This is a genomic window from Rhodococcus sp. SJ-3 (assembly GCF_051918125.1).
Classification (GTDB): Bacteria; Actinomycetota; Actinomycetes; order Mycobacteriales; family Mycobacteriaceae; genus Rhodococcus.
Genome location: NZ_JBQBGR010000002.1, coordinates 43,818 through 69,861, shown reverse-complemented (window position 1 = coordinate 69,861; position 26,044 = coordinate 43,818). Strand labels below are relative to the sequence as shown.

The window sequence follows — 26,044 nt, the reverse complement described above, 5'->3', positions numbered from 1 at the left end:
ACAGGCCGCGGTGTAGCCCACGAACCGCACCGCCCTGCTCGGTCTCGAACGGTCCTCTCCCAGCCCTACCAGCTTGTCGATCGCATACTGTTCGGCGGCGCGACGGGTGGGCTGTACACATTCACCGAAGAACCCCCGTAGGGATGTGTTGGAAGCCGGCCTCATGCGGGATCTGCGCGTCGAGCGTCATAGACGATCAGGTGTCCTTGATCTGGTCGGTCGACCACTGCTCCGACTGGGTGCGCCAACTGTGGGGAGGCTACGACTCGGCGGCCGCCACGCGGGCGCGGTAGCTGCGTCCGGCTGCTCGGATACGTGCAGCGAGATCTTCAGACGGGGCACTCATGGTTCCGACCAGGTCCGTGAGTTCAGGGTTGGTCGGATGCAGCGTCCGCTGTGCAGCGAGTCGCTCGATGCTCTCTTCGAGGCCGGGTCTGTCGACGGGGTACCCCTTCTCCGTCGCCCAGGTCAGGACAGTCACGGTCACCGGCGTGGTGACGCCGAGTTCTACGGCTGCGATGCGTGCCTGTTCAGTCCAGGCAGCGATGTACGCGGCGCGATCTTCTTCTTCCAGATCGTCGATGGCTACGACTTCGTCGTCGAGCGCCTCGTCCTCGCTGCTGCCTTCCGCATGGCCGGCACGGTCCCGGTCGATTTCGTCGCGGTCCTCGGTGTACACGTCGTCGAGGCCGGAGGCGAGCCAGTAGTCGTCGATATTGAGCAACAGTTCGATAGGATCGGTGCGCCGGAACGGGAGTTCGTCCTCCGGTGCGGTTCCTTCGACGAGCCGGGCGACGAGGTCCGCTTCCCAGGATGTGGGCCGGCCAAGAAGCAGCTGCTCGAGTGAGCCGACGTTGGCGGCGACGGTGGTGACGATGTCGGCCATCGCATCGGCGAAGTCCACTTGGGAACCGCCGGGGTGGGTACTGCGTGCGATCGCAGTCAGGGCGGTGATCGCCGCGGACCTGGTCTGTGGGTCGATACCGTTGGTGGACGGGCGGGGCACCGGCTGCGTGCTGGTGGGGGTCGTGTTCATCCGGGATTCCTTCTTTTTGCCGGTGGTGACGGCGCGCAGCGCTTCCGTTAGCGAGGCTCCGGGATGCTGCTGTTGGTATGCGCGGGCGGCTTTCTTCCGGGCGGAGTTTTTGGTCATGCGCGTGTGCTCCGTTCACGTAGCAGGGCGACGTCCCACATCCATCGCCGCTGGTCGTGACGGGTGAGTTGGTGTTGCAGATCCGGGGGACCTTGTCCTCGATCGCCACCGCCGTGATGATGTGGGCACCTGTCGGGTGGCGTCGGAGTCAAGCCGTGCAACGCGGCTCTGATTCGTAGCTAACCACAGCGGCCCGACATGTTCTGGGCGATCGCGGTGTCACGGTGGGGGCGATGCAACCATGTTCGTGGTGTGGAGGTCCGTGCTGCGGAGCCGCTGCTTCTGGGTTGTGTCCTCCCAGCAACTCCGGTGTGAGCTGGTGCGTCGTCTGGCAATAGGCTGGGGGTTCGAACTGGGCGGTTGCTGCGCCCCGGTCCGAACCTTTCTCAGATGGTGAACAGGCCGACCAGTTGCCAGATGGTTCGGGCGGTCTCGCGGGGACATTCGAGGCTGATCGGCCAGTCCCCTTCTGCGGTCAGGGCGGGGCCGGTGAGCACCTGGACGTACATCCCGTCGATGCCGCCCGGGCGACGAAGGTCAGGCGCTCGACTCCGGCGTCCCACACCAAGGTTCCGCCCTCTTCGAGGGTGACGGACTCGGCGACCCAGCCTCGTTGAGGTTCCTGGTAATGAGGCCTTCCACGTCGGCTGGCCAGCAGGAGTTCGATCGTCCTGGGTGGGATTCAGATGTCGGGACTTGCACTGGTCACAGAGGCGCGGATACTTTCGGCTTCGGCGCGGATGTCAGCAGCCGTCCGCAGAGGTCCGCTCCTGGGCGGTCCGCTGCGGTAGCAATGGAACACGGTGGTGATTCCGTATTGCTCGTAAGCGTGTTTGAGTTCTTTGGCTGCGGCGAGGAGGTCTTTCTTGGCCTCGTCGTCGAGAGCCTGCCAGGCGGCGGTGACTTCCTCGGAATAGCGGGCGTCAGCCTCGGACCAGGCCGCCCCGGCGGCTGCGGGATCCGACTTGTTCCGGTTGAGGCGGCGGCGCGGTCGGAAGCGTTCGAGCATCGTCGATCCTTTCGGTCGGGTCAGAGTTCGTGGCCGAAGTGTCGTTCTTGGGCCGGACCGTGGTGGTCGTGGGTTGACGGCGGTCGCCCGTCTGGTTGGGCGGGTCGGTGCAGTTGCGTCGGTGCGGCCGAGGGTGATTGGGACTCGACCGAGGCCGCGCGTTCGTTCCGAATGCCGGTGTCGCGGTGCAGTGTTTCCTGGTGTTGTTCGAGTTCGTCCTGACCTGACCAGTTGTTGTGGGTGGTGATCTGGTCGTGCTCGGGTTCGGGGCTGAAGTCTGCAGGGGTCCATCGCTCCGGCCCGTCTGGAGCAAGGTTGGGGGCGGTGACCGGCGCGAGTAGGTCGTCCTGGTCGAGAGTGCCCTCCTGGAGTTTGGGGCTGCGGTATTCGGCCAACTCCTCCCAGTGCCGCTCATACCGGAGGTTCGGGTCGAGATCTCCGGGGCCGGGGACGACGGTCGGGAGTTCGGTGGTGACGGCGCGCTCGAGTTCGGCGGCGAACGCTTCGCGGCCGACGGTCCGCATGGCGTCTTCGAGTGCGAGGTCCGGGTCGGCGTCATCGGGTGGGTTGTCGTGGAAGTTCGCGGCGTGGGTGGCGGCGCGGAGTGCTTCGGGGTCGATCACGCGCCAGTCGATCGTGCGGTCGGGGATGCGGTGGGCGAGCTGGTCTGCGACGAGTAGTACGGCGACGGATTGGATGCCTTCGGTTTCTTCCTGGATGGCGGCGATGTGGCGGCCGAGCTGGCGCGGGTCGGCGATCGTCTGTGCGTCGGCCGCCGGGATCTTCGGTTCGGTGTAGGCGGCGGTGTCGCTGATGATCGGCATGAAGTCGGTGTGCAGTTCACGGTGCACGACGCTGGCGTGCAGTTCGCTTCCGTCGCCGAGGATCTCGCGGTGGGCGAGGTAGTCGGCGGTTCGCAGCGCCAGCTCCCAGGTGACGAGCTCGTGCAGGCGGGCGGGGTCGCGTTCGTCGAATGCGTTGACCACGGCTCCGGTGTCGTAACGCATGGTGGTCTTGCCTGCGAGTGGGTCGAACAGGTCCTTGTAGCGGTCGTTCGGCTCGGGTAGGCCGGCGGCGGCGCGTTCTGCGGCGAAGGTGGAGGTGCCCTCGAGGATGCGGTGCACGGCGGCGTCGTGGGCGTCGCCGTAGTTGGTTCGTTCTGCGAGGGTCAATCCGAGGCGCACCAGGGCGTGCGCGTTGTCGAGCTGGACTCCGCGTAGTGGTCGTTCTCTCATCCGGGGTACCTCTCTGAAAGTCTCTGGTGCGGTGTAGGGGCCACTGCGGTCGCGGTCGTAGTCCCGCATGATCGCCAGATGGCTGGTCAGGGACAGAACAGGGCGGCCGGGCTTGAGTGGGGTCGGTGTGTACCCGTCCGCAGGCACGACGGCCGGGGCAAGTACATCGGCGAGCAGTCGGGGGTCTCCGCTTTCGGCGGTGACGTAACGGGATGCGGCCAGGGCGGCCAAGTCGATACGCGCAGTGTCGATTTCCCATCCGGCGTTTTCTGCGATACGCCGGAACAGCTCGTACTGCGATCGTGAATTTCCGTCGGCGAAGGGGTGGATCTCTGTCATCCGCGCCCAGTAGTCGGCCAGTCGGGTGACGAACGGGCCGTGGTCGAGTCCGGCAAGGTTGTTCTCGGCGGCGAGGTCGGCGAATAGGTCGTTGACGTCGGCGGCGGTGTCTTCGGGGCTTGAGTGGGTGATCGGCAGGTTTCCCTGGCTGGTGGGCACGGTCTTGTATTGACCAGCCCACGAGTACAGTCCGTCGAATCCTCGACGGTGTATCTCCCGCAGGAAGTCTCCGGTGAACTCTTCCGGGGACGGGACGGTGGCGAACTGCCATATCGCCTGGGTGAACAGTTGCTTCTCGACTTCGGCGAGTTCTTGCGCGTCGGTGATGCCGAGCAGGTTGACTCGCGTGTCCGTTCCGTGGATGTAGCCCTCGACCGAGGGTGATGCTGTGGTCACTCCTCGCCTCGGTCTGTGCGGCGGTAGGCGTTGAGGATGTCCTCGCGGGTCTGGCCGGCCTCGAGTCGGTCGATGATCGTGCGGGGATCTTCGCCTCCGAAGTCCCCTGCCATTGCGCAGGCGGCGCGGACATGTTGTGCGACGATCTCTCGCGCTGCGTCCTCACCGAATGGCTCGAGCCGTTCTCGGAGTGAAGGTCGAGGGTGGGTGTCGTCGGTGCTGCCGGTCATGGTGGCCTCCTGTGGTGGTCGGACGGTCGGGTCGTGAGGCAGGCTCGGCTCCGGAGTCCCCTCCCCCTCCCCTATGTCTACTCGGCGGTTCCGACGGTCGGTGCGGCGCCGATGCGGGCTCGAACGCGGTCGAGTCGGCGGGTTGCGGCGCGTTGCGCGTAGCCGATGGTGAGCAGGTGCTCGAACAACTCGTGCTCGGGCAGGGTTTCGGCGGCGGAGGTGATGATGGCTCCGGCGGTGCGGAAGCTGCGGCGGTAGGCGGCGCTGACGATGGCGTGGGCGTAGTAGAGGGCTGCGGTGGGGTCGGCTCCTGCTGTGGTGGCGGTGGTCAGTGCGTAGGCGAGGCGACGTCCATGGTGTCCGGCGAGTTTTCCGTGGCGCTCGAGGTGGGTCAGGACCATGGCGGGGTTGTGAGGCTGGTCTGCCGTGACGAGAGCTGCGATCGCGTCGAACAGGTCGGCGTGGAGCGACTGGTGGAAGTCGGTGGTTTCGAGCAGGTCCACGACGTCGGCGGCGGTGTTGTGGCCGGCGAACAGCACCGCGCACAGCAGCAGGGTTTCGGTGTCGCCGTTCTCGGGGGCGAATTCGTCGGCGCTGCTGTAAGTGCTGGGTTCGTCGAGATGGGTGGCGGTCATGCGCTGATCCGCTTGTCGAGTGCGTCGGCGGCGTCGAGGACGGGTGTGGGGTCGGGGTGACCGGTGGGCGCAGCGGCGAGGGTGGCGTGGGCTGCGGGGCGGCCGTCGATGGTGATGGTGACTTCGCTACCGGCGGGCGCAGCGTAGGCGAGCGCGAGCGTGCGCGCTGCTTCTGCGGCGGCGGAGGCAGCGGCGGCATGTGAGAACGCGCAGCCGGAGTCGGAATGTGTGAAGGCGGGCGCGGTCAGTGCGGCGGTCCAGACGATCATGTCGGTTCTCCTTCTGCGGGATGGGTTTTGGCCAGGTCTCGATCCATTGTCGTCTAATTATCATCTTTTGTGAAGTCTTTCAGGTGCGTATTTATCATCTTTTCAGGTGTTTTTTTGATCTGTTTTTGATGCTTGTAGGATTCGTGCGGTGGTGCGGGAGGGGCCGCTGGCCTGGGCTCGATGCCCCGGTCGGCGGCTACTGCCCGGGCCGGGGGTCCCGGCGGGCGGCACGGAGCGGCCCGCCGGGACGGTGGTCTACTGCTCGTCGGCCAACGGCTTGAGTCCAGCGGCGCGGCGTTCGATGTCGGAGAGTGTGTAGCCCTGGTCTGCGACGGCGCGCAGGTAGAACTGCGCGAAGTCGGTGGGCGTGCGCCAGTGGTCGGCGTTGACCTGGGATTCGAGGGCGATCAGGAGTCGGGCGCGGAGCAGGACCAGGGCGCGGGCGTCGGGCGCGGTGGCGAGTTTGGCGAGGGCGTCCGCAGCGGGAATCATCTGTTCGGTCAGTGCGCGGGCGTGATATGCGGAGGGGATCTGCGGCCATTTCACCAGTGCCGTGGCCACGAACGCGGCGGTGCCCTTGGGGGCGGTCTTACGGGTGCTCTGCTGGGCGAGCCAGGTCCGGCGGACTTCGGTCGCAGCGCGCCATGCTCGGTTGTTCTCGATCACCTCGCGGCGCTGGGTGGCGCGGGTCTCGGCGTCGACTTCACCGGCGGCGGGGATAGCGGTGCGGTTACCCCAGTAGGTGTGCCACGGGGAGTCTGCGCAGCGGATGACATGCCAGTAGTGGATGGTTTCCTCGGTCTCGATGACCTGTTCGCGGGGGATCATCCATTCTTCGCGTTGATCCTCGGCGGGGAGCTCGTCCACGAGATCGTCCTCGTCGACTTCCTCGCCGGTCTCCCGGTGGTAGCAGGCGCTCCGACTGTCGACGTAGAGGCCGAGGTGTCCTGCGGCGGCGACTTCTTCGATTGTGGGGGTGTTGCCGTCGACGTCGGTGACGCGCTCGATCGTGGCGCTGTTGGCCTCGTCGATCCATTCGTGCATCGATCCCATTGCGACGGCGTCGATGCCGGTCTCGGCGAGGGCTGTGGCGGCGCGGGCGAGGGCTTCGGTGCGTTCGGTCCGGCGCAGGCGTTCGGCAGCGAGTGCGTGGTCGAGTCGCCTGCTTCGGATGGCCCATTCGATGCGGCCGACAGCGGCGGGGTCGTCGCTGAACTCGGCGATGGCTGCGGCCTGCTCGATGGTCAGCTCTCCACGCTGTACGGCGTCGCGCTGCTCGGTGCCTCGCAGGGTCAGGGCGGCGTCGACCTCTGCGCGGCGGGCCTTGGTGCGGCGGGTGATCTTTGCGGAGTCGAGTCCGTGGTCGGCCAGGGTCTCGAACAGTGCCAGGCGCTCGCCGGTGGTGATGGCGGCGCGGTGTTCGTTCTCGCTCCATTGGGTCACCAGGCGGTCAACGGTGGCCTCGGTGCCGTCCTGTTCGCCGCCGACGATCATGGCGGGGATCTGGGTCAGTCCGGCGTCGAGGGCGGCGGCGGTGCGGCGGTGCCCGGTAAGTACGCGCAGCGCTCCGGTGGCGGTGCGGCAGACGGTGATGGGAGTCAGGACCCCTTGTTCGGCGATGGATTCGCGGAAGTCGTCGGTCAGGTGCAGGTTGTGGCGGATGTTGGCGTCGGTGAGCAGGGCGGCGGGGTTGACGGTGCCGAACTGCGGGACCGTTCCGTTCTTGTTCATGTCACCAAGTTTACATCTGTTTTGGTGCTTTTTCGATGTTTTTTTGATGCCTTATTGGATATTTTTTGGTGACTTGCTTCACCCCGTTCGGCAGTTGACGTGGGGACTTTCGCCTGAATGAACTCCGGCCCCGCCTAGGGGCGGGGCCGGGGGGTTCAGCGTTCTACGCGGTCGTGGATGGGAAGGACGCTGGCCCGATAGTGGAGAAAGTGGGCGGCGAGCTCGGGGAGTCGAGTGTTGGAGGTGTCGACGTAGTTGCCGCCGAACATCACCCACGAGTGTGTGCGGCGGTAGCAGTTGGTCTCGTCGTCCCATTCGACCGGGACCAGTGCGGCGTAGTTCTCGTTCGCGAAGAAGCTGCGGGCGCGGATCTGTAGCGCGACCGTGGGGGCGGGTCGGGCCTTCTCCGTCGAGGAAGTGGCGACGGGTGCCGTGCGGGGGTGTATTCGGCGGGCAGGACGTCCGCCGTGGCGGTGAAGGTGCGGCGTTCGTCGAGGATGCCGACCAGAAGTAGGTCGCCGTGCGTGGCGCTGACTCCCCCATTGGTGCAGTCGCCGTACTTGGAGGTGCGGTAGACGTCGAGTGTAAGGCCCGATGGTTGATGCGCATCACTGTGCATGCCTCAAGTTCACATCTATTTTGATGTTTTTTCGATGTTAAATAGATATTTTTTTGGTGTTTTTAGCGATGGTGGTTACAGCGCTTTAGGGCTTTGAACTGGGGTTTTGTTGTTTCTCGGCGGTGGTGTGGGGGTGTGGCGGGAGCGGGTTCCTCGGTCGGTCGGCGTGGCCTGGTGAACCGGGCGCGGCGGCCGCCGGGCAAGGGTGGGTTGTCCCTTGCGTGGTGGTCGGCGGGTCCGGTAGGGCCGTGTGCGGCGTCCGGGTGAGGGGCACGCGGGAAGCCGGAACCTTGGGAGTGAGGTCGGGGGTCCTGGGGTGGAGCCCCTGGGGATCAGTGGTCCGGCGTCTGAGGTCGGGCGGGCCTGCATAGACCGAAGGCCCCGAACAAGTCGGGGCCTTCAACGGTGGTGGCGTTGACCGGTCAGTCGTCGGAGTCCTGGGCCTTGCGGCGGCGGATCTTCTCGACATCGGGGAAGGGTTGGCCGTCGTTGTACTCGCGTTCGAGGTTGGCGGTGTATTCGGCGATGGCTTCTTCGATGTAGCTGTTGATGCTGCGGTGCGATCCGGGGTAGGCGCCTCGCAGGGTTTTCTGGGCATTGGTCGCTGCATCGATGACGGATTCGGCGAGAGTGAAGGTGCGTCGAACCAGGCTGGGCTGCTGTACGAGCTTCTTGGGCGTCCGGGCGGCAGCGGTGGTGTCCTCGTCGGGTTCGTCGGCGTCGAACATGCTGCGGATCTCGCTCATGACTTCTTCCTTTGCGTGATGGTGGCGGCGAGCTCGTCGTAGACCAGTGCGTGACGCCAGCCGTCTTTGGTCTCGGCCAGGGCAATTCCCGCTTCGATGGCTGCTTTGATTGCTTCTCGGTAGCCGATGGTGGCCAGGATGGGGATGCCGGCCTCGGCGAGGTCGGTGGTCCACTTCTGGGCAAGCTTGGTATTGGTCTTGTACATGTTGAAGATCGCTCCGCGCACCCACAGACCGGAGTTGCTGCGTTTTTTGATGCGCTGCGCGTATGCGGTGACTCTCTGCATCGCGTCGACGCTGAACTGTGTGGGTTCGTTGATCACAACGAGCTGATCGGCTGCTACGAGCGCGCACAGTTCGAGGGCGTTTCGGGTGGGGGAGCAGTCGACGAGAATGTAGTCGTAACGCTCACGGATCGATTCGAGCGCTTCGCGCAGGATGTGCGGGCCTTCGAGGGGATCGTTCGAGATGTTCTTTTCCGCGCTGATCAGGTCGGCGGGGTTCTTGGGTGCGGCGATCAAGTCCATTCCGCCGCGGATGTCCTTGATGACGGCGTCGGAGGCAGACTGGCGTCGATCGGCGTGCAGCTCGATGATGTGGTCGACGGTCACCGTCGCGTCGTCCCGGCGACCGGGTTGCGTCTTGGTGACGGTGAGGGTGAGGTTGCCGGAGGGGTCCAGGTCGACCAGGAGCACGGTTTTTCCGGCTCGGGCGAGGGCTTCACCGAGGTTCAGCACGGTGGTGGTTTTGCCTACGCCGCCTTTTTCGTTGGTGAGCAGGATGATCTGTGAGCTCATAGCTGTCCTTTCTTGGTGCAAGAATACATCACTTCTGGTTCGTATCAGGTGCTGTTTTCGTGCGTTTAGCGGATTTGGTGCTTATTTCATGTTGTTTCGGTGCGGTTTAGGTGTTGGTGACCAGATGGAATGCCGACGGCCAGGGCTCGATGCCCTGGCCGTTGGCCACCGCCGGCGTGAGGCTCGATGCCCTGGCCGTTGGCCACCGCCGGCGTGAGGCTGGGTGGGGGTTAGGTGATCTGGAGGCAGTCGCGCCATTCCCACCTTTGCGGGGTCTGGGTGCAGATGCGGCGCTGTTCACATATCCAACACCATTGGTTGGCGCGGCGGGTGGTGGTGGGTTCGGTGTCGGTGGTCTGGGTGGCGGGGGTGTGCAGGCGGCGGGCGCGGTAGATGGCGCGGACGTGGTTGTCTCGGGCTTCGATGTCGGCGTGGGTGAGGGTTCGGGGGCGGTCGGTTTCCTGCAGCATGGGGCCGAAGAGGGTTCGGCAGGTCTGGCAGGGGGTGAGCTCGTCGGCGACTGGTTGTGTGCAGCCGGGCAGGATGCATACGGCGAACAGGGATTCGGTGGTCATGGGGTCCTCGCGGCGAAGCCCTCGGCGGCCGCGATCGGGTCGCGGCCGCCGAGGGGGTGGGGTTATTGGCCTGGTCGGATGGTGGTTTTGGCGTCTTCGGCGCGGGCGTCGGTGATCTTGTCGTAGGGGATTTTGTCGTTCCAGCCGGGGTCGGTGTCGACGGTGACGGTTTTTGCGTTGACTCGGCGGACTCGGTACCAGGAGTTGTGGCAGCAGATGTAGTAGCCGGGGCGTAGGTCGGTGCGGCTGTAGAGCTTGGGGCCGTCTTGGGCGTCTTGTTCGGCGCGGACTGCGGTCCAGTATTCGATGTCGGATTCGAGCTCGGCTTTGTTGAGTTGGAGTTGTTCGATGTGGCGGGCTCGAGCGGGGTTGTCGGTGTCGCTGTGGTGGGTCTGTTCGTATGTGGTGAGTTGGCGGTCGATGCTGCGCAGTTCGGCGGATTGTCGTTCGAGGCGGCGGTGGATTACTGCGGGGTTGTAGCGGTGCTCGGTGCTGCGGGCAGCGGCTGCGGCGCGGCGAGTGGTTTCGGCAGCGAGGGCGTCGGCGTCGCGGGCTGCGCGGGCTGTGATGTGGGCGCGGTCGAGTGCTCGGCGATGTCTGGTTTCGCTGTGATGTCCGATTTTCACGGGTTCGCCTCCGGGGGGCAGGGAGTCACAGGCGCGGTCGTGGCGGGCGTAGGCGGCGTTGGCGGCACCGGCTTTGCGGTCGGCTTTGGTGGCGAGGGCGTCGGCGCGGTCGGTGAGTCGGGCGTCTCGGTCGCGGTGTGCGTCGGCGGCGTCGCGGAATGTGGTGTCGATGTCGGTTTCGACGTCGTATCCGGCGGCGCGCAGCGCGTCGACGGTGCGGTCGATGCGGGCAAGCTGGGGTGCGCGGTCGCGGCTGAACGGTAGGTACCACGCGGTGATGCTGCGGCCCCATTTCCAGCCTGCTGCTTTGAGGATGGCGGCGGTGCCGTCGCCTTTGCTGGTGCCGTCGATGGTGGTTCCGTCGGCGGGGGCATGGGTGATGGCGAGCATTCGGGTGTTTCCTATCGGTCGGTGGTGGGGGGGTGGGGAGCCTGTGGTGAGGCTCCCCACCTGGGCTTGGGGTGTGGTCAGTACTCGGCGATGTAGTACGGCCAGAGGTCGCCGGTTTGCGCGGCCATGCGGGTGATGGGTCGCCAGTAGGTGCTTGTCGAGTAGGCGGTTTCTTCATGGCGGGGGCACATGACGAATTCGCCGTCGGTGTGGGTCGGCTCGGCGATGCAGCCGTTGTAGTCGCAGTACGGCTGGGTGAGGCCGATCGTCTGACGGGTGGTGTTGTTCATCGCGTGTGGCTCCTTGGTGGGGGGGTGTCAGCTCAGGCCGGACTGGAATGCGGCGCTGATTTCGTCTTCGGTCATGCCTGCGGCGCGGGCGGCATTCTTGGCCTCGTGGGATTCGGCGAGGACGACCGCGATGTCTTTTCCGGTCGAGATGTTGGCGAGCAGGTCGTCGACGTCGCGGGCGACGTTGCGGAGTTTGGCGGTGATCTCTGCGTTGCTCATGACTCAATTTTACATCTGTTTTGGTGCTTTTTCGATGTTAATTAGGTGCTTTTTTGGTTCTTTTTGGTGATGGTGGTCACAGTGCATTAAGGCTTTGACCGGGGGTTTTGTGGTGCGTCGGGGGGTGGTGTGGGGTTGAGGTGGGAGCGGGTTCCTCGGTCGGTCGGCGTGGCCTGGTGAACCGGGCGCGGGGGCCGCCGGGCAAGGGTGGGTTGTCCCTTGCGTGGTGGTCGGCGGGTCCGGTAGGGCCGTGTACGGCGTCCGGGCGAGGGGCACGCGGGAAGCGGGGACCTTGGGAGTGAGGTCGGGGGTCCGGGGGCGGAGCCCCTGGGATCGGTAGACCGCCGCTGTCGGCAGACGGGCCGGGGCACGCTCCTGGCCAGGGTGAGGGGGCACCGTCCGTCGGCCGCGGGAGCATACGTTTACCGGCCCCGAGGCCAGGGAGGCCCACATCCGAATGCGAAAAGATCCTGGACCGGGGTCTGCGTTGATGCCGGTGCCGACCGGAGGGGGGTCCGGGGGCGGATCGCCCCCGGTTACCTCCTTGCAGACATGACTCGGCGCACCGAACCGGGGGCGATTCCGGGTTCGATGCGCCGAGGGGGAGTGACGATGCGGTTGCCAATCACCTGATACTCACTTTATTTGCACCTGTTGTGGTGGTGTTGTGGTGCTTTAAAAGAGATTTTGAGGTGTTTTTTTGGTGAATGGCCTGCTGTGCTGGGTTTTCAGGTCATGCTGCGGTGTGTTCGACTTCCGGGGCTTCTGAGAGCCAGCGGTAGACGGTGGCGATGGAACGGTCGACTTCCTGAGCGATGACCGGCACGTCGACTCCGGCTTTGCGGCGGGCGAGTGCCCATTCTCGGCGTTCTTCGTGAGAGCCGAAGTTCGGCATTGCGGTGGTGTCCGAGACGGTGCTCCCGGAGGTGTCTGCCAGGTGGGTGAGGGGGACTTCGAGCTGGTGCGCGATGGTGCGGGCGCCGGGCTCAGTGACGGGGTGCGGAGCGGAGCTTGGTGGCGGTGTGAGGTTGTCCGCGGCGCTCTTCGACTCCTTGGTGGCCTCTGCCTTGGTCTCGGTTTCGAGAGTGGCGTGGCGGCCGAGCTTGGTCAGAGCGTGGGTGGACGCGAGAAGGGAGATCGGTGGGAGGGCTGCGATCACGGCGGCGAGGACGACATTGAATCCGGGTGCGTGGGTGAGAACGGCGTGGATGGCGTTGCCTGCGATCGACACGGCGGCGGCTCCGATCAGGATCTTCCAGAAGAATCGGCGGGCTTGGCGGTCGTGGCGGCGGGTGACCACTCCCATCGTCGCTTGCAGGATCGTCCCGTCGATGATGACGGGGAACAGGAAGGCGATTTCTCGCGGTTGGCCGGCCTGGATCGACAGGTCTCGTAGCGCGATGAAGCTGAGAATGAATGATGCTGCGGCGATTCCCACGGTGATGGCGACCGAGCCGATCCACATGGGGGTGCTCACGCTCGATGTTGCTGGGCTCGCAGCGAGGGAGGTTTTCTCGGCGCGCGATTCGTGGCGCCGTTGCCGCACCGCTTTGAGGGGTCTCATGCGTCGCATCGGTTTCATAGTTCCCATAATAACAATGGGAACTATGAAACGCGAAGTTTTCTTGTCTCGGATGAGAGTCGCTGGTCGCGGCGCGATTCTCACGCGGGATTCGTCGTCTGGTCGGTGCGACGTTCCGCGAGAGTGACGGATGATGCAGCTGAGCCCCTGGCCGGTGCGTGATGCGACCTGGTCAGTCGGATGTTTTCACTGCGACGGGTGGTGCTCTCACGTTCCGAGCGTGAGACCCATTCCGGCAGTGCTCGACATGGCGGGTCTACGACAGTCTCACGGGTGGCAAGGCTGTCGGGGCGGCTGTGAGAAGTCCGCAACGTGCTGGGATGCCGATTGTCAGGATGCTGCGACCGGTGAGAATCCCGACAACTCAGGAGGCTCCGTTGGCCTATGTCGGTGGCCAGGGTCACCCCACTCGACCGGTCCCAGGCGCGGATGCGACGTCGACACCGGAGGACGCTACGTGACCCCGCTGGCAATCCCTCTGGGTGTTTGGTGAGGAGCGCCTACCGGGACTGCGGGTTGCGGGTCATTGAGTACACGATGGGGCCGTCCGGGATCGTCGTCGTCGCGGCGGTGGCGAATCCGAGCCGTTGGTACAGGCGGACATTTCGCTTGTCCGAGGTTTCGAGAGCGGCGGGGGCTCCCTGTTGGTCCAGTATCGCGAGACCTTCCGCCGTCACCGCTGTCCCCAGCCCCGATCCTTGATGGGCTGGATCGACCCCGACTGTCTCGAGCGTCCAGCATCCTGCAGGCGGATCGGGTCGGGGCAGGGCTGAGAGCGCAGCGAGGCGTGATCCGTGCAGCTCGACTATCCGCTGTTGGATCTGCTCGGCGGGTGCGGGAGTGTCCGGGGGAAGGAATGCCGCTACCGCGCGCACCTGGTCGTCCACGAGCACGATGCCGTGGTCGAGCGCGTGGCCGAGGTAGAGACGCTGAATCTCTTCGAGACGCTCTGCGTATCGGTCCTCGGGCAGAGCCCATCGCGTCCACGGGTACCTGTCGAACGCTGCAGCGAGGACCCTCGCTGCGGAATCCAGATCTGAAGGCACGGTGGGGCGTACGCGGTGGCTCATGCAGCGACCTCCTGTGACGTCCGTGGCAGCGCGAGCGAGTGTCCGCGTCCGCATGCGAGTGTAGGTCGGCTGACGTATTCGCTTCCCAGCCGAAAAAGCGATTGTCGTTCTCAGGTTCCGAAGTTCAGCTCACGGCGGTGAGTATCACGGCGAGCCGTCCGAGGGTGTGGACGGGCGCCGGCGTCGGTGCGTGAGCGCGACTGTGTCACCGAGAATCGCGGTCGCATTCACGACGCTCGGAAATGTGATTGTGAGGGGGAGTGGGACGCCGGCCTGGACAGTTAGATCTTGCGGGAATAGGAAGCCGGCAGCAGCGATGAGTACGCCGCGCAGGATTGCTGGGGTGCGTATCGATGGGGTCGCACTGCGGTTCTCGCCGTTCTCGCAGGTGGTCCGGAGTGGGTCTCGTGCTGGTCTCCGGATTCTTGCGAGTCGTTCTCATTCATAGGCCCCTGATCGTAGTGAAGTGTGAGAGGCCAGAGGTCTCGGGACACAGCACGGGATTCTCGCTGCAGCAGTGATGACGAGAGTGGTCACTCTCGGTGCCAGCGGCCGACTCCGGTTTGGGACGTGGACTTGATCTCGCCTTCGGCGGGGGTTTCCCATGACTTGCCGTCGTGGTGCTCGGCTTCGAGGCGTTCGATCTTCTCGAGGACTGCTGCTTCGAGGAATTCTCCGAAGGTGCTCGCTGGAAGGTGTGGGCGGGTGCCGAGGTAGGCGGCGCGGATGCGTTCGGCCTGGTCGGTGTGGAAGCCGAGTTTGGGCCGTGGGGTGCGCGGATTCTTGGGTCCAGAGGGATCCTGGGTCATTCGGAGGCTCGGTGCCGAGATGTCGGCGCGTTGCGGCCGACGCCGGTCTGGGAGAGGGATTTGAGCTCGCCTCGGGTGGGGGTGCGCCAGGGCCGGCCGTCGTTGTGGGCTTGTTCGAGGCGGTAGGCGCCTTCGAGTAGTAGTTCGGTGATGAACTCGCTGAGTGTGGCTGGTGGCAGGGTGCCGCGGGTGCCGACGTATGCGGCGCGTACCCGATCAGCATCGTCTTCGGTGATGTCGAAGGCCATGCGCTTTTTCATGGTCACAGTGCCCATCGTAACTTCGGCACGCGGTGTTCTTGTCTCGCTCAGTCAGTGCCTGGTGACGCGCACCGACTGAGCGAGAAGACCTTGTTGCGAGGGGCACGTTCCACGGCTCAGGGAAGGAGGTCTGGGCGGATACCTGATATGGCTTGGCATGACCTACCCGAATAAGTTCCGTATATGGCTCGGCGTGTCCTACCCGAACAGTAGATCTTGATAGTGCACAGTACTCAGCATGGAAACCGTGGGGGCGTCGCTTCTCAGTGACGAGCAGTGGGGAAACGAGGTGCTACTGCCGCACCGGCCGTTCGCGACGAATGAACTCGAGCACGGTCAGTACCGGATGAGCCGCGACCAGGCGCTGATGATGCGCTATATCCAGCATTCTCCTCACGCGTTGCTCGGATCGATCGTCATCGACTGCGACCATCCGGATGCGGCTATGCGCGCGTTCGAGAAGCCTTCGGATCATCCGGCGCCGAGCTGGGTAGCCCAGTCGCCTTCCGGGCGGGCGCACTTGGGTTGGTGGCTCGGCGACCATAGGGTCTGTCGCACTGATTCGGCGCGTTTGACTCCGCTGCGCTATGCGCATCGCATCGAGCGAGGTCTGTGCATCTCCGTCGATGGGGATTTTTCCTATGGCGGGCAGCTGACCAAAAATCCGATCCACCCCGGGTGGGAGACCATCTACGGCCCCTCGGACCCGTACTCATTGCGGGATTTGGCGACTATCTACACACCTCGTCAGGCGCCGCGGCGGCCGGACCGATCGGTGGGTCTGGGTCGCAATGTGACGATGTTCGACACGGCACGTAAGTGGGCGTACCCCCAGTGGTGGAACCACCGTCATGGCTCCGTTGACCAGTGGCTCCAGCTGGTGCTTCAGCGCTGTCACGGCATCAACAGCGAGTTCGCCGACCCGCTGCCGTTCGTCGAGGTCCGTGCCACTGCGTACTCCATCGGTAAGTGGATCTGGCGTAATTTCGATGAGGGAACGTTCCGAGCTCGTCAGGCTGCGCGTGGCAGCAAGGGTGGCAAGGTTATGAGCTCCGCGAAGCGAGAAGCGAATAGGAAGCGGGCCACCAAGTTCGATTTGGCTACAGCATTGGAGTACGCGCGATGAGCGGCGGTGCGCAGGCAAAACAACGTCGATCGATCACAGCGAAGGAGCTGGCGCAGCGGCTTGGCTCTTCGGAGCGCACTGCACGCCGTCTGATCGCTGAGCCTCGGGACGAATTTCTCGAGCGCGCGGAAGTCCGTCGCAAGCGGGTGGTGGGCCTGCGTGAGCAGGGGATGAAGTACCGCGAGATCGCCGAGGAGATGGGTATTTCGACCGGCGCGGTGGGCCGGATTCTGCATGATGCCCGCAAGCTCAAGGAGACAAAAGCTCCTGCTCGTGGCGTCGGCGAGTTTCACGGAAGTGGACTGACCGGTGCAAAGGTCCCGAATCAGCCGTAGCAGACCGCATCTGAAACAGGCCTACAGCGGAGCTGGGTTGCCAGCGAGTTTACGGACCGCTGGGGTTCCTGGGGCACCGGTAGGAACGGCGGAACAAGAGCGAATACGCACAGATCGAGCGGCCAGTGTTGATCTCGGCCGGCGGTGGCTGTGGGAGATCCGATCTTGTAATCCGCCGATTTGTCGCCGCTGCTACCAAAACCCCTTCAAGCGTATTCGGATCCTGCCCAGGTGGGGTGGCCGACTGGGTAGAGACCGTTGTTCGAGTAGTCGGTATTCGGTTGGGTTGAGGGCGGTTCGTCACCGGCCATGGAGAAGTAGTCAAATCCTGTGGATCGGTCCGTCCGGCGACCATGGACGCCGGCGTGCTGGGGACGGCTACACCCCGGTGTCAGCTCATCCGCTGTGGCTGACGCGCATACCCGACAGAAGTGCGGTGAGGACTGTCGAGGCCTCCTGGGCTGCACGTTCGGGTTCTTGGTCGGTCGTGACGAATAGCACCGCGTTGCAGTAGACGCTGAACAGAATGAACGAGGCGGCTGCAGCCGGGACAGGCTTCGCCTCGCCCGTCTGGATGGCCTCGTCGAGCATGGCCCGAATCAGAGGTATCGCCATGCCCTCGTCGAACTCGCGGACGCGGCTCCAGCCGAGGACGTTGATGGCCTGGGCGAGTAGCGCTCGGGCTTCGTCATCGACAACGTAGCTCTCGAAGAACGCGCGGGTGGCCTGCTCGACGCGCTCCCAGCCGCCGCTCTCTGGCGGCATCGCAGCGATGGTGGCTTCCAGGATCGCTGTCTGACTGACTCGGAACAACTCGGCGAAGATCTCCTGTTTGTCGCGAAAGTGGTGGTAGACCGCGCCGTTACTCGATTCCGAAGCACGGGCGATTTCGTCAATGGAGGTGTCGTCAAATCCTTTGGTGACAAACAGGTGCCGTGCGGCATCGAGCACAGCCTTCTTGGTGAGCGCAGCACTGATGTCACGGCGGCGGGGCTTGACGGAGCTCATGGAGCCGAGAATACTCGCGGACCATGGATCGGTTACAGAGTCATACTCTGTGAGCGGAGGGGCTGAGCTATGGGAACGACGAAGGAAATGGCCCAGTCGAGCATGCCGACGCGGCAACACGACGAGGACGGGCAACCGGTCGTATTCGCACACAGTGTCTTCGAGCGGATGGCGACTGTCGGTCCGCGCGCGCCGCTGGCACTCCCGCCATGGCCTGGACAGACAGACGAGGAGTAGTTCGTGACCGACGAGTTCGCAGCCCATCGCCGCACCGCCGGGGGCATCAGCTTCACCGACGTGGGAGAGGGCCCGGTCACGCTGTTCGTGCACGGGGTGCTCACCAACGGCAGGCTCTGGCGCAACTGCGTGCAACTGCTGTCCGACCGCCGTCGTTGCATCAGTATCGATCTGCCCGGCCACGGGCACACACCCCCTGTGGGGGAGCCGTCGGTGTGGGGGCTTGCCGACGCTGTCGACACGGTCATCCGCGAGCTGGACTTGCACGACATTCACCTGGTGGGCAACGACACCGGCGGCGCCGTCGCTCAGGTCGTGCTGACCCGCAACCCCGAGCGGTTCGCCTCGTTCGCCCTCACCAACTGCGACACCGAAGGCAACTTCCCGCCCCTCGCACTGCGGCCTGCCGTCTGGGCAGCCAAGGCTCACTTGTTGCGCGCGGGCGCCCCGCTGGCCAGGATGCCCACGCTCGCCAAGCAGATCTACCGCACCGGCTATCAAAACGTCTCTGCTGTCCCCGACGACGTCATCATCGGCTACCTGGCACCGACCTTGGGCAGCCGCGAGGGGCGCCGCTTCATGACGGCTCTGCTGTCGTCGATGAAACCTGAAGAGCTCGCGTCGATCCGTCCTCTCCTCAGCGCGTGTGAGGTGCCCACTGCCATTGTGTGGGGCACTGGCGACATCTTCTTCCGCCGCTCTTGGGCCGACTGGCTCGTCGATCTCATTCCTGGCGCCACCGGTGTCGTCGAGGTTCCGGGGGCCCGGTTGTTCTTCCCGGACGAGCGGGCGCCCGAACTCATCGACGCGCTGGAGGCTCATTGGACGCTCGGACCAACTGGTGACGAGGCTCAAATAGGGGTAGCCGTAGCATTTGCCGAAAATCGGGCGGATATGGCGTAGTGCCCGGTCGGTGATCCGCTCGGCCTGTTGGGTCGAAACGATCGTCTGTCTCGCCACCGGCTCCTGGCGGGCGCGGCGTATCCGCCCAGCTCGCCGACGATCCGATTCGGGCCAGAACTCGTGTGGGACGTAAGGGCCCGCAACCCAAGGTTGTCAGGAAGTGCAAAGTAGCGGGATCCTGACGACAGGCTGGTGAATTCTCAGGCTCGTGGTGCAGCACTGCTGACGATGCGGTGGATGGTGGAGCGGCCGACGCTGTATTCCTCGGCCAGGTCCGCCAGGCTCGCGTCGTCGGCGGGGTCGTGGTAGCGGCGGTGGATTGTTTTCCGTGCCGTGAGAGGAAGTTTCGGCTGCTTGCCCTTGAGCCTGCCTTTCGCGCGGGCCTTGGCCATGCCCTCGCGGGTGCGTAGGTGGTTGAGGTTGGCCTCGAATTCGGCGACCATGGCCAAGGTTTGCAGGAAGAGCTTGCCGAACGGGTCGTTCCAGTCGTAGATCGAGCTCCCGAGTCCGAACAGCACCTCGCGCTCGCGCAGTTCGGTCAGGGTCTGGCCTGCTTCGGCCATGTTGCGTGCGAATCGGTCGAACTTCGGCGTGGTCAGCACTACCTGTCGCCCGTCGATGGCCGCCGCGGCGGAGGTGACGGCGGCGAGTGCGTTGTCGAGCCCGGCCCGGTTCTTGCGGGTGGTCCCGGAGAACCCTTTGTCGATGAAGATCCGCTCACGCGGCACTCCGAGCGCCAATAGCTGCTCGGTTTGGATCTCGACGTCTTGTTCGTCGGTGGAGCAGCGGCAGTATCCGACGCGGAACGGCTCACCCATGCCGAAAGTGTTCCAGATAGCGGGGGTTGACCGGCACAGTCAGCGGAACACCTCTACGGAACACCGGTGAGCTGGGCCGACGTTGGCTCTGCGTGGTGTTCCGGTGGCCGATCCGGTTACGGAACAGGTCAGGGGGTGTTATCGGTGTGTGGGGGTGTGTTGTGGGTGAGGAAGTGGTTGACGTCGACGGTGAGGAACAGGGCGGTGGCGGTGGTGATCACGTGGGCGTGGTCGTTTTCGATGGTGGCTTGCAGGTGGAGTTTGCGGCCGTCGCGGGCGTGGATGTGGGCGCGGAGGGTGTAAGGGGTGTCGAGCAGGATCGGGGCGAGGTAGTCGATGGCAAGGTGGCGGGTGACCGCGGGTTCCCCGACGGTGTAGAGCAAGAGTCCGAACAGTTCGTCGAGGACGGTGGCGACCGCGCCGCCGTGGGCGATCGCGGGGGCGCCGACGTGGCGAGAGTCGAAGCGGTGGTGGGCGTGGACGCCGTGTGCGTCGCGGCGGGCGCGTAGCTGGTGGCCGTGGGGGTTGGCCGGTCCGCAGCCGAGGCAGTGGTCGTGGTGGGGTGGCAGGTCGGCGGAGTCGGGTGCGAGCACAGGGAAGGCGGGAATCCAGTCCGGGACCTGTCGGGGCTCGGGTGTATGGGTGCTGGGTGTGTTCTCGGTCATGGGCGCTTTCTGTGGGGTGTGTCTACCGTGCGGTGGTGAAGAGGATGTCGCAGTGGGCTTTGCGGGCGAGCTCGATCGGTGGGGTAGTCAGCAGCCGGGCCAGCAGCGGTGGCCGGTGGGGATCGGCGGTGACAATGAGGTCGGCGCCGGTGGCGGCGGCCAGGTGCAGCAGCGCGTGCGGGGCGGGTTCGGACAGGATGTGGGTTTCGATGTCGGTGGCGCCGTGGGCGAGGGCGTGCTGGTGGGCGGTCCGCAGGATGGCCTCGGTGGGAGTGGTGCCGCGTAGCTGGTAGGCGTCGGGTCCGAGCCGGTCGAGGTCCGCCCCGAGCTCACGTGCGTCGATGTGGTGGCGGGCGCAGATGATCAGGAGCCGGGCGTGGGTGGCGTGGGCGAGTTCGGCGGCGTGGTCGACCACACGGTAGGAGCGGTCGGATCCGTCGGTGTCGACGATGATCGTGCGATAGGCCGTCATGACGGGCGTCTTTCACGAGAAGGGAGCGTGTTTTGCGGGGGAAATGGTCGAGATGTATCGGCGGCGTGGTGCGCGGCCGGGGGCCAGTACTGCCAGCACGATCGCCCCGACGGTGGTGAGGGCGGCCAGGGCGAGCGCGGCCTGGCCGCTGCCGTGCACGAACGCGGCCTTGGCGAACTCGGCCAGCGGTGCGGCCACCGGTCCGGCCTGGTCGGCGACCTGCAGCGCCGCGGCCAGGGAATCGGCGACCGGGCCGCGGGCGGGCTCGGGCAACTGGGGCAGGGCGGGCTGGATGCGGTGGGTGTAGCCGGCGGCCAGCACGCTGCCGGCCACGGCGATCCCGATCGCGGCGCCGATCTCGCGGGCGGCGTCGTTGACCGCGGCGGCGACCCCGTGTTTGGCCTCGGGGGTGTCGGCGACGATGGCATAGGTCGCCGGCGCGGTGCACAATCCCAGGCCCGCGCTCATGATCAGCAGCGGCCACAGCAGGTCGAGGTAGTGCGCGGCGAGTGTCAGCCGGCTCACCAGCACCAGCCCGGCGGCGATGGTGAGCAGGCCGGCCACGGTCATCACCCGTAACCCGACCAGGCTCGACAGCCACGGCGCGATCACCGAGATCACGACCAGCGGCACCACCATCGGCGCCAACGCCAGCGCCGAGGCCAGCGGCCCGTAACCGAAGACCAGCTGCAGGTACTGCACAAGCAGCAGGAATACCCCGAAGGTGACCAGGAACTGGATGGTCACCGACAGCGACCCGGCACCGAAACCACGGCGGGCGAACAACCGCACATCCAGCAGCGGCGCCGCCGAGCGCAGCTCGACGACCACGAAGGCCGCCGTCGCGGCCACGCCGACCCCGGCGGCGGCGGCGACGAGCGGGTCGGCCCAGCCGCGCGCGGGGAACTCGATCACGGCGAACACGATCGCCGCGACAGCGACCGCCACCGCCACCGCGCCCACCCAGTCCACCTGCGGATGCTCGCGCTGGCGGGACTCGGCGATGGTGCACGCCAACCCCGCCAGCACCGCCCCGGCCACGGTCAACCCTACGAACACCGATAGCCACGACCATCGTTCGAGCAGCACCCCGGCACCGAGAATCCCCAGTATCGCCCCGGATCCGGCGACCCCGGCCCATATCCCCACCGCCCGGCCGCGATGAGCGGGGGCGAACCCTGCAGTGAGGATCGACAGCGTCGAGGGCATCACCAGCGCGGCGCCTGCCCCGGCCAGCGCGCGCGTCGCGATCAACCAGGCCGGGTCGGACAGCAGCAGCGGCAGCGCCGAGGCGGCGGCGAACACCACCAACCCCACCACCAGCACCACGCGGCGCCCGTAACGGTCACCGACGGCGCCGGCGGGCAGCACCAGACACGCCAGCACCAGCGTGTAGCCGTCGACGATCCAGGTCAGCTGGGCTTGGGTGGCCCCGGTCGCAAGCGCGATCTGCGGCAACGCCGAATACAACGCCGCCATCGCCGCGACCACCAGCGCCACCGCCAGGCACGACACCGCCAGCATCCACCACTGGGCCCTGGTCCAGCGGGCGATCTCGACAGTGTCCGTTCCGGGTGTGGCCACCGGCACCTCCCCGACTTTGAAGACCAACGGTATCTGTACGAGACCATTCGTATCATAGTGGTTGGGGGGTGGGATAGAGTTCACCCATATCAAGAGTTCAACGACACGAATTCGGAGGAAGGCGCGTCCATGACCGACCCAGGCCCGGCGGCGACCGACCCGCTCGCCGCGGACGACGAGCAGGCCGATCCGCGACTGGCGCGCTCACGCAACCGGTTGCTCGACGCGGCCACCCATCTGCTGTCCACCGGCGGTGTCGAGGCGGTCACCGTCGAGGCGGTCACCCGCGTGTCGAAGGTCGCCCGCGCCACCCTCTACCGGCACTTCGGCAGCACCACCCAGCTGCTCGCGGCGACTTTCGAACGACTACTTCCCCAGGTCGACACACCGACCGGCACCGGGCCCGTGCGTGAGCGGCTCCTGGCGCTGCTCGCCAGCCAGGCCGACCTCATCGAACAGGCTCCGGTGCAGATGACCACCCTGGCCTGGCTGGCGATGGGTTCCATCGGCGAGGACCACCCCGACCCGGCCGCGGTCACCTCGCTGCGCGCGCGCGTCATCGAGCAGTACCGCCACCCGTTCGACCAGATCCTCACCAGTCCCGAGGCCCGCGCGATGCTCGGCGAGCTCGACACCACCTTCGCCATCATCGAACTCCTCGGCCCGATCGTGTTCGCCCGTCTCACCGGATTACGCAGCATCGACCACGACGACTGCACCCGGCTCGTCGACAACTTCCTCACCGCCCACCGAACACCCACGCCAGCAGACACCGCTATCGACATCGCCACGCCGTAACCACGGGCCCCGGTTCCGCGCGGTCAGAACAAGGTGTCGCGCACCCGCAGCGGCCGGTACCCGGTCGGGCCCAGCTGGGCCAGCTCGGCGTCGATGTCGACCTCGATCGCGCCGAAGAAGTTGATGTTGGCACTGTGGGCCGGGCTGATGTGGGCCAGGACCTCGTCATCGATACGCTGCCCGGTCCGGCGCATCTGCTCGACAGCGAACCCGTAATACTCTGTGGTCCAGGCGATCACAGCGTTGGTCGTCAAGGTCAGGCACCAGGCCTGCTCGGTCTGGTCCTCGAGGTGGCGCGCCCGGATCATCCCCTCATGGGCATAGAGCAGGTCGCGGCGCAGCGCGTGCAGCGACTCGCCCTTGTTGAGCTGCCGCGAGATCTTGCGCCGGTAGTCCGGATCGGAGAGGTATCTCGCGGCGTAAATGGTGCGCCGCAGCGCCCCGTACTCCTTGAGCGCCGCGGCCAGGGTGTTCTGCCGCCCCGACGCCGACAGCTTGCCGACCAACAGCGACGCGGTGGCGTGCCCGAACTTCAGCGATCCGGCCAACCGCAGCAGATCGTCCCAGTGCTCGGCGATCAAACCCAGGTTGGCCTTGCGGGTCATCAGCGGGCCCGCGTGCGGGAACCGGGCCTCGGCCTCGGCGCGCGGGCCCGGCCGGTACAGGGTGATCCGCCCCAGATCCCGGATCCGTGGCGAGAGCTGCATCCCGAGCAGGTCGAACAACCCGAAGTTGACCAGGGTGACCCCGTGGGTGTCGGTGGCGTGCTCGGTGATCGGCAGATCGGTGGCGTTGCCCAGGATCTCATCGAGCACGTAGTGGGCTTCGCGTTTGGTCGCCACGATGACCTTGGTGCCGTAGGTGGCGTGGGTGTCGCTGACATGGGTGTAGGTCGACAGGCCCTCGCTGGCGAAATAGCGGCTCAACGGCCGCGCCGTGGTCGACTTACCGCGCGTCGGGAAACGCTGCCCGTCGCTCGACGACAGTGTTCCGGCGCCGAACACCGCGGTCAGCGGCAGCCGCTGGTGGTAGCCGACCAGTACCAGGTTGGCCGCGCGCAGGGTCTCCTCGCGCACATACCACTCGTCGGTCCAGGCCAGGATGTCGTAGGTGATTCCGCACGCCTCGGCCATCCGGGTCAACCCCAGGTTCGTCGAGTGCGCCAGCAGTACCGCGATCAGGTTGCGTTTGAGCTCCGGCGTCCGGGTGGCCTGACCGCCGGCGTGGGTGAAGCAGTCCAGGTAGCCGGTGCGTTTGTCCAGCTCGATCAGCAGCGACACGATCGGCGCGAACGGCAGCATTTCGGTCAGCTCGGCCTTGAGCGTGATCGCCTCGGCGGGAACATCTTCCGCGCTCAGCGGCGAGATCACCAGATCCCCGCCCTCGTCCAGCCGGACCGGGCCGTCCCCGCCGGCCAGCACCTCCTCCAGCTCACCGAGAGCGTCGTGCAGTTCGGCGACCACGGTGGCCAGCGCGACGCCAGGATCGGCGGATCGCCCGACCAGGCCGCAGAACTCAACGCGTTGCGGTTCCCACTGCCCGGTGGTGAGCAGGTAGGCGGCCGGGTCGGCGTAACGGCGCGAGCCCGGCACGAACACATCCCCGCTGCGCAACCCGTCACGCAATCCGAGCAGCACACACAACTCCCAGTAGTGCCGATACGCGGTCGCGCTGCCGGATTTGCGGGCCTCGTCGAGGTAGCCGCGCCACTTCATCGGCACGAACCCGGTCGGGGCGTCATCGAAGACCTTGCGCCGCCCGGTCGCGTTCAACTCGCGCAGCATGTTCACCGCGATCAGCAACTCGGTCGCGGCGGTACCGCCGCAGAAGCGCACCGCTTCGAGCACCGCGGGGGTGAACTGACGCAGGTAGTTGTAGGAGGAATCCAACGCCGCCAGATGCCCGTGATCACGCGGCAACCTGGGCTTGGCCTGGGCGATCGCCGCGCGCAGGCGCTCCCACCCGATCTTCTCGCCGCGGATCAGCGCACCGATCTCCTCATCCGGAACGCCGGGGTCGGTGACGATTTCCAACAGATCGTCCAGCAGCGCCTGACGGTCCTCTCCAGTCTTCCCTCGTTCGGCCAGCCGCTGCTGCATCTTCCGTTCGGCAGCACCGAATTTCACCGAGATCGCCTGATCGAACAACGCCACGACCTCATCGAGGACATCGGTGCCGGACTGGGCCAGCACCGTGAGCAGGATCGGATACCGGCGTTGCGGATCCCGACGTTGCAGCGCTTGCGGACTCAGGCGCCGGCCCATCGTGGCCAAAAACCGGCGCCGCTCGGCGGGCAGCACCGACATATCCAGCCGATCAGCGCCCAACCCGCGCAGGAAACCCAGCTTGTCGACCTCGGCGCGGACCGCGGCCGCCGAGGCCTCCACCGGCCCGGTCGACAGCCACCGCAACCGCGAGATCCCCAGCGAAGCGTCGGTGACAAGCAAGCCGTCCAACTCCGCGCACCGCGCCGCAGTGAACTCGTGAGCGAGCCGGTCATAGGTTTCGGTCTGGGCCTGGTGGCGGGCGTGGGCGACCCGCTCGACCACGGTGACCGGGCCTGGCCGGATCACCTTCGCCGAGATCAGATACTCACACGCCAGCCGGAACAGCAGAGTCGGGGAATCGTGCTCCATCGCCCGCGCGAGCAGGAACTCATCGAGCTCCTTGAACTCGAGCGCACCGACCGCACGCCATCCCAGGTACCGCGCGGCCAGGCGCACATGCTCGGTGCGGGTCTTGGCTCGCCTGCCGTAGGCACCGATCACCACCGGATCCAACCGCAACTGCTCGGCGACACGAGCCACCGCCACCGGCGGAGCCGTGACCAGCCGATCCGGCACGAATCCCAGCCACGGCAGCGTACACAACGCGATCGCCAAGCCCAGCCGCTCGGCTGGGCCCCGGCCCCGGCCCGGATCCACGAACGCCAGATCCGCAGGCGTCAGCGTGAAGTACCGGAACAGCTCCTCGCGGCTGATCTCCGGGAATCCCCGCAGTCGTTCCAACTCCTCGTCCGCGAACATCCGCGTCGCCACGACCCCAGCCTCCACCAGCACCGACCAACATCATCATCGGCAGTCAAGCACCAACCAGTCGACAGCGCATGCCGAACTCG

The 26,044-nt window shown here is 65.9% G+C and carries 28 protein-coding genes; 4 read left to right on the top strand and 24 right to left on the bottom strand.

All coding sequences use genetic code 11. The features are described from left to right. Window positions 1-259 precede the first annotated feature (259 nt). The 18 genes from ACTDXD_RS27465 to ACTDXD_RS27380 form a co-directional block, all read right to left on the bottom strand. Window positions 260-1,153 carry a hypothetical protein gene (locus ACTDXD_RS27465; protein WP_440127887.1) on the bottom strand — a complete coding sequence of 298 codons (894 nt, stop codon included), beginning with the start codon at window positions 1,151-1,153 and terminating at the stop codon, window positions 260-262. Window positions 1,154-1,539: 386 nt separating this feature from the next. After that, window positions 1,540-1,716 (bottom strand): hypothetical protein, encoded by a 177-nt coding sequence (locus tag ACTDXD_RS27460; RefSeq protein ID WP_440127886.1) that lies wholly within the window; start codon window positions 1,714-1,716, stop codon window positions 1,540-1,542. Between the two features lie 119 nt (window positions 1,717-1,835). Further along, a complete protein-coding gene (locus ACTDXD_RS27455) occupies window positions 1,836-2,162 on the bottom strand; it encodes a hypothetical protein (RefSeq protein ID WP_440127885.1) in 327 nt (108 codons plus the stop codon). A gap of 20 nt (window positions 2,163-2,182) precedes the next feature. Beyond that, the gene (locus tag ACTDXD_RS27450) at window positions 2,183-4,132 is read right to left on the bottom strand and encodes a Fic/DOC family protein (protein ID WP_440127884.1); all 1,950 of its coding nucleotides are present in this window, start codon (window positions 4,130-4,132) and stop codon (window positions 2,183-2,185) included. Then, complete coding sequence (locus ACTDXD_RS27445) at window positions 4,129-4,362, bottom strand: hypothetical protein (RefSeq protein WP_440127883.1); 234 nt, start codon at window positions 4,360-4,362, stop codon at window positions 4,129-4,131. Before ACTDXD_RS27445 ends, ACTDXD_RS27450 begins: the two co-directional genes overlap by 4 nt. Window positions 4,363-4,439: 77 nt before the next feature. Beyond that, on the bottom strand, window positions 4,440-4,997 hold the full coding sequence (locus tag ACTDXD_RS27440) for a DnaB-like helicase N-terminal domain-containing protein (RefSeq protein ID WP_440127882.1): 558 nt from the start codon (window positions 4,995-4,997) through the stop codon (window positions 4,440-4,442). Next, window positions 4,994-5,266, bottom strand: coding sequence for a hypothetical protein (locus ACTDXD_RS27435; protein WP_440127881.1), 273 nt, complete (start codon window positions 5,264-5,266; stop codon window positions 4,994-4,996). Before ACTDXD_RS27435 ends, ACTDXD_RS27440 begins: the two co-directional genes overlap by 4 nt. Window positions 5,267-5,521: 255 nt before the next feature. Further along, window positions 5,522-6,997 (bottom strand): ParB/RepB/Spo0J family partition protein, encoded by a 1,476-nt coding sequence (locus tag ACTDXD_RS27430; protein ID WP_440127880.1) that lies wholly within the window; start codon window positions 6,995-6,997, stop codon window positions 5,522-5,524. Between the two features lie 1,041 nt (window positions 6,998-8,038). Next, entirely contained in the window at window positions 8,039-8,362 is a 324-nt protein-coding gene (locus ACTDXD_RS27425) for a hypothetical protein (RefSeq protein ID WP_440127879.1), read from the bottom strand. Further along, window positions 8,359-9,159 carry a ParA family protein gene (locus ACTDXD_RS27420; RefSeq protein ID WP_440127878.1) on the bottom strand — a complete coding sequence of 267 codons (801 nt, stop codon included), beginning with the start codon at window positions 9,157-9,159 and terminating at the stop codon, window positions 8,359-8,361. The genes ACTDXD_RS27425 and ACTDXD_RS27420 overlap by 4 nt, the downstream gene beginning before the upstream one ends. 230 nt (window positions 9,160-9,389) lie before the next feature. Next, window positions 9,390-9,734, bottom strand: a complete 345-nt coding sequence (locus ACTDXD_RS27415) for a hypothetical protein (protein ID WP_440127877.1) — start codon at window positions 9,732-9,734, stop codon at window positions 9,390-9,392. Between the two features lie 62 nt (window positions 9,735-9,796). Further along, a complete protein-coding gene (locus tag ACTDXD_RS27410; RefSeq protein WP_440127876.1) occupies window positions 9,797-10,750 on the bottom strand; it encodes a DUF3560 domain-containing protein in 954 nt (317 codons plus the stop codon). Window positions 10,751-10,827: 77 nt separating this feature from the next. Then, complete coding sequence (locus tag ACTDXD_RS27405) at window positions 10,828-11,040, bottom strand: hypothetical protein (RefSeq protein WP_440127875.1); 213 nt, start codon at window positions 11,038-11,040, stop codon at window positions 10,828-10,830. A 27-nt stretch (window positions 11,041-11,067) separates the two neighbouring features. Next, a complete protein-coding gene (locus tag ACTDXD_RS27400; protein ID WP_440127874.1) occupies window positions 11,068-11,259 on the bottom strand; it encodes a hypothetical protein in 192 nt (63 codons plus the stop codon). A 733-nt stretch (window positions 11,260-11,992) separates the two neighbouring features. Continuing rightward, complete coding sequence (locus ACTDXD_RS27395) at window positions 11,993-12,736, bottom strand: DUF2637 domain-containing protein (RefSeq protein WP_440127873.1); 744 nt, start codon at window positions 12,734-12,736, stop codon at window positions 11,993-11,995. A 605-nt stretch (window positions 12,737-13,341) separates the two neighbouring features. Next, window positions 13,342-13,911 (bottom strand): GNAT family N-acetyltransferase, encoded by a 570-nt coding sequence (locus tag ACTDXD_RS27390; protein ID WP_440127872.1) that lies wholly within the window; start codon window positions 13,909-13,911, stop codon window positions 13,342-13,344. Window positions 13,912-14,444: 533 nt separating this feature from the next. Continuing rightward, window positions 14,445-14,720 carry a ParB family protein gene (locus tag ACTDXD_RS27385; protein ID WP_440127871.1) on the bottom strand — a complete coding sequence of 92 codons (276 nt, stop codon included), beginning with the start codon at window positions 14,718-14,720 and terminating at the stop codon, window positions 14,445-14,447. Continuing rightward, window positions 14,717-14,980, bottom strand: a complete 264-nt coding sequence (locus tag ACTDXD_RS27380) for a ParB family protein (RefSeq protein WP_440127920.1) — start codon at window positions 14,978-14,980, stop codon at window positions 14,717-14,719. Before ACTDXD_RS27380 ends, ACTDXD_RS27385 begins: the two co-directional genes overlap by 4 nt. 238 nt (window positions 14,981-15,218) lie before the next feature. On the opposite strand from ACTDXD_RS27380, the gene ACTDXD_RS27375 reads away from it, so the two are divergent. Together ACTDXD_RS27375 and ACTDXD_RS27370 are read left to right on the top strand one after the other, a co-directional pair. After that, window positions 15,219-16,106: a replication initiation protein gene (locus tag ACTDXD_RS27375; RefSeq protein ID WP_440127870.1), complete on the top strand. Its 888-nt coding sequence runs from the start codon at window positions 15,219-15,221 to the stop codon at window positions 16,104-16,106. After that, entirely contained in the window at window positions 16,103-16,441 is a 339-nt protein-coding gene (locus ACTDXD_RS27370; RefSeq protein ID WP_440127869.1) for an RNA polymerase sigma factor, read from the top strand. Before ACTDXD_RS27375 ends, ACTDXD_RS27370 begins: the two co-directional genes overlap by 4 nt. A 396-nt stretch (window positions 16,442-16,837) precedes the next feature. On the opposite strand, the gene ACTDXD_RS27365 is transcribed toward ACTDXD_RS27370, so the two are convergent. Further along, window positions 16,838-17,449 carry a TetR/AcrR family transcriptional regulator gene (locus ACTDXD_RS27365; protein ID WP_440127868.1) on the bottom strand — a complete coding sequence of 204 codons (612 nt, stop codon included), beginning with the start codon at window positions 17,447-17,449 and terminating at the stop codon, window positions 16,838-16,840. Window positions 17,450-17,689: 240 nt separating this feature from the next. Between ACTDXD_RS27365 and ACTDXD_RS27360 the strand changes: the two genes are divergently transcribed. After that, window positions 17,690-18,589, top strand: coding sequence for an alpha/beta fold hydrolase (locus ACTDXD_RS27360; protein WP_440127867.1), 900 nt, complete (start codon window positions 17,690-17,692; stop codon window positions 18,587-18,589). Window positions 18,590-18,789: 200 nt separating this feature from the next. On the opposite strand, the gene ACTDXD_RS27355 is transcribed toward ACTDXD_RS27360, so the two are convergent. The 4 genes from ACTDXD_RS27355 to ACTDXD_RS27340 all read right to left on the bottom strand — a co-directional run bounded on the left by ACTDXD_RS27355 (window position 18,790) and on the right by ACTDXD_RS27340 (window position 22,128). Further along, window positions 18,790-19,407 (bottom strand): recombinase family protein, encoded by a 618-nt coding sequence (locus tag ACTDXD_RS27355; protein ID WP_006553200.1) that lies wholly within the window; start codon window positions 19,405-19,407, stop codon window positions 18,790-18,792. 128 nt (window positions 19,408-19,535) lie between these two features. Continuing rightward, window positions 19,536-20,072: a PaaI family thioesterase gene (locus ACTDXD_RS27350; RefSeq protein WP_006553199.1), complete on the bottom strand. Its 537-nt coding sequence runs from the start codon at window positions 20,070-20,072 to the stop codon at window positions 19,536-19,538. A gap of 22 nt (window positions 20,073-20,094) precedes the next feature. After that, the gene (locus ACTDXD_RS27345) at window positions 20,095-20,544 is read right to left on the bottom strand and encodes a universal stress protein (RefSeq protein WP_006553198.1); all 450 of its coding nucleotides are present in this window, start codon (window positions 20,542-20,544) and stop codon (window positions 20,095-20,097) included. Window positions 20,545-20,556: 12 nt separating this feature from the next. Further along, window positions 20,557-22,128: an MFS transporter gene (locus tag ACTDXD_RS27340; RefSeq protein WP_039583601.1), complete on the bottom strand. Its 1,572-nt coding sequence runs from the start codon at window positions 22,126-22,128 to the stop codon at window positions 20,557-20,559. A 129-nt stretch (window positions 22,129-22,257) separates the two neighbouring features. Between ACTDXD_RS27340 and ACTDXD_RS27335 the strand changes: the two genes are divergently transcribed. Continuing rightward, the gene (locus tag ACTDXD_RS27335; RefSeq protein ID WP_006554624.1) at window positions 22,258-22,926 is read left to right on the top strand and encodes a TetR/AcrR family transcriptional regulator; all 669 of its coding nucleotides are present in this window, start codon (window positions 22,258-22,260) and stop codon (window positions 22,924-22,926) included. 23 nt (window positions 22,927-22,949) lie between these two features. On the opposite strand, the gene ACTDXD_RS27330 is transcribed toward ACTDXD_RS27335, so the two are convergent. Then, the gene (locus ACTDXD_RS27330) at window positions 22,950-25,964 is read right to left on the bottom strand and encodes a Tn3 family transposase (RefSeq protein ID WP_039583599.1); all 3,015 of its coding nucleotides are present in this window, start codon (window positions 25,962-25,964) and stop codon (window positions 22,950-22,952) included. Window positions 25,965-26,044 lie beyond the last annotated feature (80 nt).